The organism is Streptomyces sp. NBC_00490 (assembly GCF_036013645.1).
GTDB lineage: Bacteria > Actinomycetota > Actinomycetes > Streptomycetales > Streptomycetaceae > Streptomyces > Streptomyces canus_F.
The window spans coordinates 8,933,357-8,946,154 of sequence record NZ_CP107869.1; the positions used below are offsets into that span (position 1 = coordinate 8,933,357).

12 protein-coding genes are annotated in these 12,798 nt (G+C 70.4%); 1 reads left to right on the forward strand and 11 read right to left on the reverse strand.

Annotated features, from left to right (window positions below):
* Nucleotides 1-5: 5 nt before the first annotated feature.
* The 10 genes from OG381_RS40690 to OG381_RS40735 all read right to left on the reverse strand — a co-directional run bounded on the left by OG381_RS40690 (nt 6) and on the right by OG381_RS40735 (nt 10,664).
* Entirely contained in the window at nt 6-1,553 is a 1,548-nt protein-coding gene (locus OG381_RS40690; RefSeq protein ID WP_327720977.1) for a lipopolysaccharide biosynthesis protein, read from the reverse strand.
* Complete coding sequence (locus tag OG381_RS40695; RefSeq protein WP_327720978.1) at nt 1,516-2,382, reverse strand: Wzz/FepE/Etk N-terminal domain-containing protein; 867 nt, start codon at nt 2,380-2,382, stop codon at nt 1,516-1,518. Before OG381_RS40695 ends, OG381_RS40690 begins: the two co-directional genes overlap by 38 nt.
* Nucleotides 2,383-2,433: 51 nt before the next feature.
* Complete coding sequence (gene wecB / locus OG381_RS40700) at nt 2,434-3,567, reverse strand: non-hydrolyzing UDP-N-acetylglucosamine 2-epimerase (protein ID WP_327720979.1); 1,134 nt, start codon at nt 3,565-3,567, stop codon at nt 2,434-2,436.
* A 3-nt stretch (nt 3,568-3,570) separates the two neighbouring features.
* Nucleotides 3,571-4,830 carry a nucleotide sugar dehydrogenase gene (locus tag OG381_RS40705; RefSeq protein WP_327720980.1) on the reverse strand — a complete coding sequence of 420 codons (1,260 nt, stop codon included), beginning with the start codon at nt 4,828-4,830 and terminating at the stop codon, nt 3,571-3,573.
* Nucleotides 4,830-5,600 (reverse strand): WecB/TagA/CpsF family glycosyltransferase, encoded by a 771-nt coding sequence (locus OG381_RS40710; protein WP_327720981.1) that lies wholly within the window; start codon nt 5,598-5,600, stop codon nt 4,830-4,832. Before OG381_RS40710 ends, OG381_RS40705 begins: the two co-directional genes overlap by 1 nt.
* The gene (locus OG381_RS40715; protein ID WP_327720982.1) at nt 5,597-6,760 is read right to left on the reverse strand and encodes a hypothetical protein; all 1,164 of its coding nucleotides are present in this window, start codon (nt 6,758-6,760) and stop codon (nt 5,597-5,599) included. The genes OG381_RS40710 and OG381_RS40715 overlap by 4 nt, the downstream gene beginning before the upstream one ends.
* A gap of 269 nt (nt 6,761-7,029) precedes the next feature.
* Entirely contained in the window at nt 7,030-7,629 is a 600-nt protein-coding gene (locus OG381_RS40720; RefSeq protein ID WP_327720983.1) for an acyltransferase, read from the reverse strand.
* Between the two features lie 337 nt (nt 7,630-7,966).
* On the reverse strand, nt 7,967-8,845 hold the full coding sequence (locus tag OG381_RS40725; protein ID WP_327720984.1) for a metal ABC transporter permease: 879 nt from the start codon (nt 8,843-8,845) through the stop codon (nt 7,967-7,969).
* On the reverse strand, nt 8,842-9,729 hold the full coding sequence (locus OG381_RS40730; protein ID WP_327720985.1) for a metal ABC transporter ATP-binding protein: 888 nt from the start codon (nt 9,727-9,729) through the stop codon (nt 8,842-8,844). The genes OG381_RS40725 and OG381_RS40730 overlap by 4 nt, the downstream gene beginning before the upstream one ends.
* The gene (locus OG381_RS40735) at nt 9,726-10,664 is read right to left on the reverse strand and encodes a metal ABC transporter solute-binding protein, Zn/Mn family (RefSeq protein ID WP_327720986.1); all 939 of its coding nucleotides are present in this window, start codon (nt 10,662-10,664) and stop codon (nt 9,726-9,728) included. The genes OG381_RS40730 and OG381_RS40735 overlap by 4 nt, the downstream gene beginning before the upstream one ends.
* A 234-nt stretch (nt 10,665-10,898) precedes the next feature.
* On the opposite strand from OG381_RS40735, the gene OG381_RS40740 reads away from it, so the two are divergent.
* Complete coding sequence (locus tag OG381_RS40740) at nt 10,899-12,014, forward strand: HoxN/HupN/NixA family nickel/cobalt transporter (protein ID WP_327720987.1); 1,116 nt, start codon at nt 10,899-10,901, stop codon at nt 12,012-12,014.
* 207 nt (nt 12,015-12,221) lie between these two features.
* Here OG381_RS40740 and OG381_RS40745 read toward each other — a convergent pair whose 3' ends face one another.
* Nucleotides 12,222-12,785 carry a hemerythrin domain-containing protein gene (locus OG381_RS40745; RefSeq protein ID WP_327720988.1) on the reverse strand — a complete coding sequence of 188 codons (564 nt, stop codon included), beginning with the start codon at nt 12,783-12,785 and terminating at the stop codon, nt 12,222-12,224.
* Between the last annotated feature and the right edge of the window lie 13 nt (nt 12,786-12,798).

Here is a 12,798-nt window from a genome sequence, read left to right on the forward strand (position 1 = left end):
TCACCTCAAGTCCTGTTGGGTGGGCCGACCGGTGCGGTGGCCCGGTGACGGCCGCGCTGGGGCCGGTCGCCGCCGCCGACGCCGCGCAGGAAGTCGCGGCTGGGCAGGACGCACAGCGTGTAGCCGGCCAGGGCGATCGTGCTGAGGGCGAGCAGCGCGAGCGGACCGTCGCCGAACGGGCCCTCCAGGCCGAGGATGATCGCGGCCATCACGGCCCCGCCGAGGAAGGGCCAGGCGCAGGCCCTGGCGATCAGGCCGACACCGACGCCACCACGGTTCAGGGCGAACAGGAAGACGGGTACCACCACGCCGCCGCCGACCAGGACATGGGCCTGGGAGGCGCCGACGATGCCGTTCATGCGGGCGCCGACGAGGAGTACCGGGATCAGGGCCACCAGCCACAGGCCCTGCACCACGAAGAGCGAGCGGCGCTGTCCGATCGCGACCAGACAGTCGTAGGCGAGTTCGCTGCCGATGCGGATCAGGCCGAGGGCCATCAGCCAGGGCAGGGCCGCGGCGGCGGGGGTCCAGTGGCCGCCGTAGATCAGCTCGATGGCGGGCCGCGCGAGGCCGGCCAGCAGGACACAGAGCGGGACGGTGGCGGTGACCACCACACCCAGGGCCCGACTGAAGCCCTGGGCGAGCGCCTGGGGCGACTCGGCCAGGCGCGAGAACCCGGCGAAGGAGACCCGGCGGACGGCCTCGGAGATGATCCGCACCGGCCAGCCGGAGATGTTGAAGGCGAGCACGTAGAAGCCCAGCGCCACATTGCCGAGCGTCGCGCCCACCACCATGGTGTCGACGTTGACCACCGCGAGGGCCAGCATGCTCGCCCCCGCGAGCGGGAGCCCGAACCGGAGCAGCGCCCGGGCCTGCTCGGGGTCCCAGCCGAACTTCAGGGTGCCCGGTGCGGCCAGCGCGCAGCCGACCAGCGTCACGACGTTGCCCGCCACGGCTCCCACGGCGAAGCTCATCGCGCCCCAGCCCGCGAAGGCCAGCAGCAGCGTCACCGAGGTGCTGATCAGGAAGTTGAGCGCGTCGATGATCATCCGCTTGCCCTGGGCGAACTCCCGGGTGAGGAAGTTGGCGGGCACCTGCGCGACCCCGTCGATCACCACGCACAGGCACATCACCCGCAGGACGCCCGCGGCGTGCGGCGAGCCGAGCAGACCGGCCACCGTCGGTGCCGCCGCGAACAGCGCCACGTACAGCAGGCCGCTGGAGAGGACGCTGAGGGTCAGTACGGTCGGCGCGAACCGCCGCGCGTCCCCCTCCCAGCGCACGATGGCCAGGCCCACGCCCAGTTCGTTGGCGGAGAGCAGGACCAGCAGCACGGTCTGGGCGATGCCGTAGACGCCCCACTCCGCGGGGCCGAGGGCGAAGCGCGCCAGCACGATGCCGGTCGCGAAGGTGCCCAGCCGCATGACAACGGTGTTGATCAGGCTCCAGCGGGCCGCCGAACGGACCTTCGTGCCGAGGGAGGCGGCGACCGCGGGAGCCGGGGTGTCGCCCGGCTCAGCGGTCTCGCTGTCCGGTGTGCGAACGCTGTCCACTGGTCGACTCCTCGTCGAGCGGCTCGGCGGCGGGTGCCATGACGACGGCGGACCGCCCCGCCTTCGTCTCCGCGGCAGGTCTGTTCCCGGCGGACCGTGCCCAAGTGGGCGGGGTGCGCAGCGCGATGGTCTGTTCCGTGGCCGACTCCTCGGAAGCCGGAGCGGGGGAAGGGGTGCGGGACTCGGTTGCCGGCTCCGGTGTCTCGACCGGCGCCGCGCCGTCCCGCGGCTGCGAGCGGCGCCGCGCCTCCACGTAGAAGACCGCGACCAGGGTCAGTACCAGGCCCAGGCCCCCGGCCATGATCATGTACTCGAGCCGGGTCTTGGTCTGCGCGACCGGTGGCTGCGGGGCCACGATCGTCGTGAGCCGGATCATGGCCTTGGGGGCGACCGACTGGTCCTCCTGGAACTGCTTCAGCCGCTCGTTCGCGTACGCGGTCAGGATCTTGTCCGAGGTCAGCACGGCACGCTGGTCCGTGCCTGTGACGGTGAGCCACATCAGCGGCCCCTGGGCGTTGTCGGCGAGCTTGGCCTCGAACGTGCCGGTCGCGCCGCGGGACTTGAGCTCCCGGACGGAGTCGTCGGAGTTGAGGTTGCGGGCCAGGCTGTCCGCCATGCCGGTGAGCGAGGTCTGGGTGCTCAGGAACGGGTTGCCGTCGTAGGCGACGGTGGCCTTCTGCGAGTTGAGCAGGATCACCGTGCTCTGCGACTGGTAGGTGACGGGAACCACCAGCGTCACGGCGAACGTCAGGCCCGCGGTCAGCAGCAGCCCGGGCAGCAGGATGTACCAACGCCTGCGCATGACCCGGAAGATCTCAGCGAGATCCATGATGGTCCCCCCTAGCGACCAGATGTTCGACGAGCATATGTTTCAGGCGGATCATATGGGGAGGGATGGGTCACCGGGTCTCGGTTGATCAGTGGGTCTGGGGCGGGTGTGCGCGGTGCCTCCGGCCAGCAGCACGTCGGCGATGCGGTCGCTCGCGCGGCCGTCCCAGAGTTCGGGCCGGCGCGGCGCGGGAGGCGCGTCCAGTACGCGGTTCACCGTGGCCACGATGCGTGCCGGATCCCGGCCGGCCAGCGCGTTGGTGCCCTGCTCGACGGTGATGGGCCGCTCGGTGTTGTCGCGCAGGGTCACACACGGCACGCCGAGTGCGGTGGTCTCCTCCTGCACCCCGCCCGAGTCGGTCAGCACGACACGCGCGGAGTCCTGGAGGGCGATGAAGTCCAGGTATCCGGCGGGCGGTACGAGCCTGATGCCCCCGGGGACACCGATCTCGGCCAGCCGCTGGGCCGCCCGCGGGTGCACGGGCAGCAGGAGCGGACAGCGGCCGGCGATCTCGCCCAGGGCCTTCAGGAGCCCGGCGAGGACCTCGGGGTCGTCGACGTTGGCGGGGCGGTGCAGGGTGACCAGGCCGAACTCGCCTCTGGTCAGGCCGTACCGGTCGAGGACGTCCGAGGCCCTGGCCCGCTCCAGGTTGGTCAGCAGCGTGTCGATCATGACGTTGCCGACGAGGTGGATCTGGTCCTCCCGGTACCCCTCCGCGCGCAGGTTCTCGACCGCGTCCGGCGAGGGGGCCAGCAGGTAGTCGCTGACGCGGTCGGTGGCGACGCGGTTGACCTCCTCCGGCATGCCCCAGTCGCGGCTGCGCAGACCGGCCTCGACATGGGCGAGGAGCGGCCCGGCCTTGGCGGTGACCAGGGCGCAGGCCAGCGTGGAGTTGATGTCGCCGACCACCACGACGATGTCCGGCCGCACCTCGTCCAGGAGCGGCTCGAAGGCGGTCATCACCCGGCCGGTCTGCTCGGCGTGGCTGCCCGAACCGACCCCGAGGGAGCGGTCGGGCGGGCGGATGCCGAGGTCGGCGAAGAACACGTCGTTCATCGCCGGGTCGTAGTGCTGGCCGGTGTGGACGAGGACCACCTCGGCGCCCCGGCGTTCCAGGGCGTCCATCACCGGTTTGATCTTCATGTAGTTGGGGCGGGCCCCGGCGACGCAGACGATGCGCGGCATGGTTCAGAGCACCTCGATCGTGGGTCCCGACGGCAGCCGGCGGCGGCAGTCCAGGACCAGGGGAGCGTGTTCGGCGACGAGTTCGTAGTCGAAGCCGTCATGGTCGGTGAGCAGGACCACCACATCGGCGGCCGACAGCTCCTGCGGAGTGGGCTCGACCCGCACCAGGCGGGTGTCCACCGGCAGACTCTCGACCACATGCGGGTCCGCCGCCCTGACCTGGGCCCCCATGTCGAGCAGCAGCTGGGAGATGCGCAGGGCGGGCGACTCCCGGGCGTCGCCGGTGTTCTTCTTGTACGCCAGTCCCAGCAGCAGGATGCGCGAGCCGTTCACCGAACGGCGCCTGGCGTTGAACAGGTCGCCGATGCGGCGCGCCACGTACTCGGGCATGTGGTTGTTGATGTCGTTGGCCAGCTCCACGAACCGGAAGCTCTGGCCGAGTTCGCGCTGCACCCGCCAGGACAGGTACGAGGGGTCGATCGGCAGGCAGTGACCGCCGACGCCCGGTCCGGGCGTGAACTTCATGAAGCCGAACGGCTTGCTGGAGGCGGCCTCGATGGCCTGCCAGACGTCGATGTCCAGGTGGTGGGCGAACATCGCGATCTCGTTGACCAGCGCGATGTTCACATGACGGAAGGTGTTCTCCAGCAGCTTGGCGAGTTCGGCCTCCTTGGGCGAGCTCACCGGCACGGTGGTGTCGACGAGTTCGGCGTAGAAGTCCTGAACTGCCTTCAGGGAGGCGGCGTCGACGCCGGAGACGACCTTCGGGGTCTCCTGGAAGCCCCAGACGGCGTTTCCGGGGTCGATGCGCTCCGGGCTGTAGCCGAGGTGGAAGTCGGTGCCCGCGGCCAGACCCGAACCGTCCTCCAGGAGCGGGCCGAACAGCTCCTGGGTGGTGCCGGGATAGGTGGTCGACTCCAGGACGACGGTGGCCCCGGGGCGCAGATAGCGGCCGAGGGTGACCGCCGACTCCTTGATGTACCTCAGGTCGGGAGTGCCCTCGTGCAGCGGGGTCGGCACGGTCACCACCGCGACGTCGAACCCGCCGCAGTCGCGGGCCGATTCGCTCGGTCTGTAGGTGCCGTTGTCCAGCGCCGCGCGGATCCGCTCGGAGGAGACGTCCTCGACGAAGGACTCACCGGCGGCCAGGCTCTTGATCCGCCGGGCGTCGACGTCGTAGCCGATCACCTCGTGACCGACCTCGGCGGCGCGGATGGCCAGCGGCAGCCCGACGTATCCCTGTCCCACCACGACGACACGCATCAGTGACTCCTGTTCGCGGAAGCGGCCTGCGGCGAGAGCCGGATGAACTCGCGCGCCGTCATGAGGACGAAGGCGGCGTTGGTGGTGAGATAGCGCCGGCCCAGGCGGCGCGGCTCCTGCAACGTGCGGTAGAGCCACTCGAGCCCCATCCGCTGCCAGGCGGCGGGGGCCCGCTTGGTGATCCCGGCCAGGATGTCGAAGGAACCACCGACCCCGTGCACGACCCGGGCGCCGGTGCGCGCGCCGTAGGCGGCGGTGAAGATCTCCTTCTTCGGCGAGGTCATGCCAAGGAAGAGCATCTGGGCGCCGCTGTCCGCGATCGCGTCCGCGACGGCCTCCTGCTGGGAGTCGTCGAAGTAGCCGTCGCGGCTGCCCGCGACCTTCAGACCGGGGAAGCGGTCGGCCACCCGGCGCAGCATCTGTGCCAGCACCTCCTGCCGGGCGCCGAGGAAGTACACCGAGATGCCCGCCGACTCCGCCTCGCCCAGCAGCCGCAGGAACAGGTCGATCCCGGCCACCCGCTCCGGTAGCGGGGCGCGCAGCACCCGGCCGGCCCAGACCACGGCCTGTCCGTCGGCGACGACGACATCGCACCCGGACACGGCCTCGGCGAGCCTGGGGTCGCGCCGCATGTTCACCAGCTTCGCGGCGTTGACCACCCCGATCTCCAACTGGCGGTCCTCCCGGACCGCGTCGAGGCAGCGCGCCACGGTCTCGTCCATGGTCAGCGGGTCCAGCTCGACCCCGAACAGGGTCCGGCGCTCGCTCATATCCGGCCTCCCTGCCAGGCGTGGAGCATCCAGCCGAACTCGTACGGCCGGCATTCGCGGTCCACGGACAGGGGGCGGTACACCCGGTCCAGGGACTTCAGCCGCAGGCCCGGTACGACCCGGGTGCCGAGGCCCCGGGCGGCGCGTACGGCCTTCTTCGGGTCGCCCCGGTAGACCTTGCGCCAGGTGGCGCCGAGCTCGTCGAGGATCAACGGCTCATGGTCGGCGCCCAGTTCGGGCACCTCCGACATCCAGCGCAGACCCTTGCGGATCGACGCGCCGAAGTCGCTGCCGCCGGCGTCGGTGAGGTCGAACAGGGCGGTCGGCGCCATCGCGTGCTGGTGGACGCTGTAGACCGGGTAGCCCTCCACGACACCGCCGGTGCGCGCGTCGTAGTGCCACCACCACTGCCCGCCGTCGCCCTGCAGCTCGCAGATGCGCCGCGCGCACGCCTCGGAGGCGGCCAGGGCCTCCGGGTCGCCGCCCTGGTCGTCGCTGGCATGGGCGCGGGCCAGGGCCTGCAACGGGTAGGTCTGGTCGGCGAAGCAGGCGACATGGGCCCGGTACCAGGGCACCAGACCGGGGCCGGTGGCGTGCGGGAAGAGCGGGCTGTCGCCGATACGGGCCCGCAGCAGACGGTCGCGGGCGGCGGTGAAACGTCTCTCCACGTCGACCGTGCCGCGAGCGGCCGCGAGCGCGGACAGCACCCATGCGGCCTCGACGGTGTACTGGGGCCGGCCGTCCTCGTCCAGGTCCTCGACCCGTGCGAGGGCGTCGGACAGTTTGGGGTGCCCGGTCTCGGCGGCGGCCCAGGCGATGAGTGCGGCGTCACCGAGGTTGGTCACCGCGGGCAGCGACTCGATCAGCAGGCCCGTGAACTCCTGGGCGGTGCGTCCCGCGAGCACCGCGCGCTGGCGGTCCTCGGGGAGGAACTCGACTCCCAGCGCGGTGATGGCCGCGTACCGGGTGCTGGTCCCGCGCCGGTCAAGGGTCCAGGAACCGTCGGAGGCTTTGCGTCCGGACATGGTGAAGGAGAAGGCTTCACCACCCGGGAGCAGCATCTCCGGGAGCCCCAACTCGGCTACCGACAGCAGCCGTTGGGCGAGCGAGAGCAGTGGCGGTTCCTCATGACCGAGTGCCGCCAGACGTGTGGTGGTCATCTTTTGGGCACACCAACCCCCCTGTGGGTCCTGTTTTGCGCAGACTGCGATCGCCGCTGGCACGGATGGCCATACGGCGGAAGAAGGTGGACGTCAGGCGCCGGAGTGGTCGTCGCTCCTGGCAGCAGGCATAGGTGTCCCCACCCCGTAACCCCCCCTGGGCACTACTGGTTCGTGTGCCCATTGTGCTAGGTCTGCACAGTTCGCACACACGTTATGCCTGTAGATGTTCGATGATTTGCGTTTTTAGCGAAACAACGGAAACAGGGTCATGCGCGTTCGACGAGCTCGCCGTCCTTCTCGTCGTACAGCTCGCCCGTCTCGGGGCACTCCCACACGCCCGACTCGCCGTCCCGCGCGGCCAGTCGTACGCCGGCCCGGCCGACCCAGCCGATGCGGCGGGCCGGAACGCCCGCCACGAGCGCGAAGTCGGGCACGTCCCGGGTCACCACGGCGCCCGCCGCGACGAGCGCCCAGCGACCGATGCGCACCGGCGCCACACACACCGAACGGGCCCCGATCGACGCCCCCTCGGCCACCACCACCGCCACGGCCTCCCAGTCGCCGCCGCGCTTCAGCCGGCCCTCCGGGTCCACCGAGCGCGGGAAGTGGTCGTTGGTGAAGACGGCCGCGGGGCCGACGAACACCCCGTCGGCGAGCACCGCGGGTTCGTAGACCAGCGCGTAGTTCTGGAGCTTGACGTTGTCGCCGATGCGTACGCCCGGACCGACATACGCTCCCCGCCCCACGATGCACCCGCTGCCCAGCCGGGCGTCCTCCCGGATCTGGGCCAGGTCCCAGACCGTCGTCCCGTCGCCGATCGTGGCCGTCTCGTCGACCTGGGCGGTCGGCTGGATCCTGGAGCTCATCGGGAGGGACCTCTCTTCTCGAACGGAGCTGAGCGCCGCCCCAACGGGGTGGCGCAGGAGGAAGGGCTCGTCATGACGAGGTCCGGACCGCGACCGGCACAGGCTGCTCGGCCGGCGTACGGGTGGTGGGGCGCGAACGGATACCTGAGCCGCCGGACGACAGGAGTGCCTTCACGAGATCACCATACGTACGCCACACTCACCGAAGAAAGGATTCCGCGCAGGTCGGCCGGTTCCGTGCGCCCCGGGCCCCGCGGGCCCGGAGAGGTCGGGGCGCGCGACCGCGTCGTCCAGGCGGTGACGGCCCTGACCAGGAAGTGCCTTGCGCGGCCGACGGCTAGGACGCCAAGGCCGTCCGCCGCGCTCCCCACCGGCGTACGCGCCGCTTGCCTGCCAGGCGGCAGACGACGTAGATCGTGAACGACACGGTGGTGACGTAAGGGCTGATCGGGAGGGAGCCGCCGAGCGCAAGCAGGATGCCGCCCTCGATCGAGAGGACCGCGAACAGCACGCTCAGCGTGGGCAGCAGCACCGGTGACGCCGTGACCCGGGCGGCGGCAGCGGCCGGTGTGACGACCAGGCTCAGGACCAGCAGTGCGCCGACGACCTGCACCGACAGGGCCACCGCGAGCCCCAACACGAGCATGAACGCGAAGGACAGGGTGCGCACCGGCACCCCGCGTGCCTCGGCGACGTCCGGGTCGGCGCTGGCGAAGGACAGCGGCCGCCACATGACCGCCAGCGCGACCACGACCAGCGCCGAGGTGCCCAGCAGCCAGGTCATCTGCGGGGTGTCGACCGCGACGATCTGCCCGGTCAGCAGGCCGAACTTGTTGGCCGCCCGCCCTTTGTAGAGGGCGAGGAAGAGCACGCCCAACCCGAGCCCGAACGGCATGATGATGCCGATCACCGAGTTGCGGTCCCGTGCCCGCGCCCCCAGGACCCCCATCGTGCCGGCCGCGAGCAGCGATCCCAGGATCGAGCCCACCACGATGTTCGCCTCCAGCAGCAGCGCCGCCGACGCCCCCGCGAAGGACAACTCGCTGATGCCGTGCACCGCGAACGGCAGGTCACGCATCATGACGAAGACCCCGGCGAGACCGCCGACCAGTCCGAGGGCGGCCCCGGCGAAGAGCGAGTTGCGGACCAGCGCGAGGAGTTCGCCGTAGTTGTCGAAGCTGAAGATCTGCTGCCAGACCCCGTCGGCGACCGTCATGAGCGCACCTCCTCGATCTCGGGAGCGGTGGGGGTCCCCCCGCTCGAGCGAAGCCGAGAGTGGGGGAGCGGCGGGGCGGCCGTCTCGTCCGGGGCGCCGACGACCACGATCCGTCCCTGGACGCGGACGACGTCGACCCGTGTGCCGTACAGCTCCGACAGGGACGCGGAGGTCAGGACCTCCTCCGGCGCACCGACCCGGTGACCGGCCCGGGCCAGGTAGAGCACCCGGTCCACCAGCCCGAGCACCGGATTGATCTCGTGCGTCACGAAGACCACGGCCGTGCCGTGCGAACGGCGGCGGGCGTCGACCAGTTCGGTGACGGCCCGCTGGTGGTGCAGGTCGAGCGAGAGCAGCGGTTCGTCGCACAGCAGGATCCGCGGATCGGTCGCCAACGCCTGCCCGATGCGCACTCGTTGGCGCTCTCCGCCGGACAGCATGCCGAGCGGGACATCCGCGTACGCCGACGCCCCGACCGACTCGAGGATCTCGTCCACCCTGCGGCGGACGGCGGTGGTGCGCAGCCGTGGCCCGAAGCGGTGCCCGTCGATGCCGAAGCGCACGAGGTCGCGGGCGCGCAGCATGGCCTGCGCCGACAACTCCGCCTGCTGGGGCACGTATCCGATCTGCCGTGCCGCCTCACGGGGAGAACGGCCGAGGACCGTCAGTGTCCCGGCGGACAGGGACTGCCGGCCGAGCAGAGTCTTGACGAAGCTGGTCTTGCCGGCCCCGTTCGGCCCGAGCACGGCCACGAACTCGCCGGGCCGTACGTCGAGTTCGAGACCGCTCCAGACGACCCGTTCGCCGTACGACAGGGCGGCCCCGCGCAGGCTGACGACCGCGCCGGTTCCGCCCTGTGCCGGGATCCGGCCTGGGCTCCTCACTTGTCGAGCGCGCCCGCGAGCGCGTCGACGTTGGAGGTCATCCAGCCGAGGTAGTCCTTGCCGCTGGGCAGGGTCTCGGTCACCGGGACGACGGGGATGCCGGCCGCCTTGGCCGCGGCCTCGGCCTTCTCGGTCTGCGGGCCGGAGGTCTGGGAGTTGTAGACCAGCGCCTCGACCTTCTTGCCGGAGAACAGTGCCAGGGCGGCCTGAAGGACCTTGGGGGAGACGTCGCCGCCCTCCTCGATGGCCTCGCTGAACTCCGCGGGCGTCGCGTTCTCCAGCCCGCTCGCCTCGATCATGTACAGCGGCACGGGCTCGGTGATGGCCACGGCCTCACCGCCGTGCTCCTTCTTGATCTGCGCCTCCTTCGTCTCCAGCGGCTGGAGCTTCGCCTTGAAGGCCTCGGCGTTCTTGGTGAAGACGGCCGCGTCGGACGGGTCGGCCTTGCCGAGGGCGGCGGCGATGCTGTCGGCGATCTTGGAGACGGTGGGGAAGTCGTACCAGACGTGCTCGTTGAGCTCGCCGCCCTTCGGTGCGGCCTTTCCTGAGATCTTGACGGCGTTGACGACCTCGGCGGAGGAGTTGCCGCTCTTCAGCATCCGGTCCACGAAGTCGTCGTAGCCGCCGCCGTTCTCGATGACGACCTTCGCCTTCGACAGGGCCAGCTGGTTCTGGGTGTTGGCCTCGTAGGAGTGCGGGTCCTGGTCGGGGTCGCTGATGATCGAGGTGACGTCGACCTTCGCGCCGCCTATCCGCCCGACGATGTCGCCGTAGACGTTCGTCGAGGCCACGACCGGTATCGCGGAGGCGGCGGCCGGGCTCTGTGAGGTGCTCCCGCCGCTGTCGGAGTCCGACGAGCTGCCGCAGCCTGCCAGGACGACCAGCGAGGCGCCGGTGATCAGGGCGGCCAGGCGCCGGGACGGGAACGTGGACATGGATCCTCCGCGAGGGGGGTGGAACAAGGGGACGCCCGCCACGTTAGATGAAAATGAATGTCAGAAGCATTGCCGAATCCGATCCATGTGAAAACCATTGCCAATACTTGACGTGCTGGCCGAAAGCTGACGCGGGCTTTGCCGCTGACTGGTTGTACCTGCGAATTGTTCGCAGAAGCCTGGAGGGCGCGGCTGAAGACGGCCGTTCACCGACGAGTAAGGCCCGCGCCCCCCATGACCACCGCTCACCGCATCCGCACGTCGATGACCCGGAAGGAGTGGGCGAGTCTCGGCGGGATGGCCGCGTTCATCCTGGCGCTGCATGTCATCGGCTGGTTCACGCTGGTGGTGATCGTCGCGCCGGAGCACTACAGCCTGGGGGAGAGGAGCTTCGGGATCGGTATCGGCGTCACCGCCTACACCCTCGGCATGCGGCACGCCTTCGACGCCGACCACATCGCCGCGATCGACAACACCACCCGGAAGCTGATGAGCGAGGGCAAGCGGCCGCTCTCGGTGGGCTTCTGGTTCTCGCTCGGCCATTCCAGCATCGTCTTCGCGCTCGCGTTCCTGCTCTCGCTCGGGGTGAAGGCGCTGGCCGGACCGGTCGCGGACGACGGCTCCGCGCTGCACAGCGTCACCGGCTGGATCGGCACCACCGTCTCCGGGACCTTCCTGTACCTCATCGCCATCATCAACATGGTGATCATGGCCGGAATCTGGAAGGTCTTCCGGCAGATGCGCACCGGCCACTTCGACGAGGCCGCCCTGGAGGAACAGCTCAACAACCGGGGGTTCATGAACCGCCTGTTGGGCCGGCTGATGAAGTCGATCACCGAGCCGTGGCAGATGTACCCGCTGGGCCTTCTCTTCGGCCTCGGCTTCGACACGGCGACCGAGATCGCGCTGCTCGTGCTGGCCGGCTCGGGCGCCGCGTCCGGGCTGCCCTGGTACGCGATCCTGTGTCTGCCGGTCCTGTTCGCGGCCGGCATGTCCCTGCTGGACACGATCGACGGCTCGTTCATGAACTTCGCCTACGGCTGGGCGTTCTCCAAGCCGGTCCGCAAGGTCTACTACAACCTCACCATCACGGGGCTGTCCGTCGCCGTCGCGCTCCTCATCGGCACGGTCGAACTCCTCGGCCTCCTCGCCGAACAGGCCGACCTGCACGGCCCGTTCTGGGACCGGGTCTCCGGCCTCGACCTCAACATCATCGGCTACGTCGTCGTGGCACTCTTCTTCACCACGTGGGCGGTGGCCTGGCTGGTGTGGAAGGTCGGCCGCATTGAGGAGAAATGGACGCAGGGCCTGGCCCGGCCGACCGCGGTCTCGTCGACCGAGGAGGGCTGAACGGGCCGGCTCCTGTCCCCTGCCGCGGCGCCCGGCGTCGGGGGCGATCTTGGTGCCGACACGGGTGTGTGAGGGCCGGCCTCGGCGACATGCTCGGCACAGGGGGCCGGGTTCATCGTCCCCGGACTTGCCCTGGCGCGTGTCGGCCGGACCTCGGCCCCGGGGGCCACCAGGTCGCGCTCAGCGATGGCATGCGCGTGCTGTCGGTCAGTCCTTCTTGCCGCGGCCGGTCAGGGTGTCGCGGAGGCGGTCGACCATGCCGACGCCCGGGGCCAGCAGTTTGTTGGCCGGAGGGGTGCTCGGGGTGGACGGGTGCGGGCGGGTGGGGGCGACCTTCTTGGCCTGGCGGACCTTGTCGCCCAGGGCGTCGAGGGCGTCGGGGGGACAGGACGCGCGGAGCTTGGGAAAGAGGTTCTGCTCCTCGTCGGCCACATGCGAGCGGATCTCGGTCATCAGCGCCGTCATGAGCCGGTCGAACTCGGGATCCCCGGCCTCGCAGCCCTCCAGGTCCTTCATCAGCTGCTCGGCCCGGGCGTGGTCCTCGATCTCCTGGTCGGCCAGGGCGTCCCCGCCGGGCACATGCTCGCGCACGGCCGGATAGAGATAGGCCTCCTCGGCCACGGAGTGCCGCACCAGTTCCATCGTGACCTGGTCGGCGTACACCTTGCGGTCCTTGTCACCGGGCGCGAGACCGTCGATCCGACCGAACAGCTCCTCGACCTCCCGATGATCGGTCATCAGCTCGTCGACGACGTTCCCACCATGGCCCATGTCCTCCACCTCC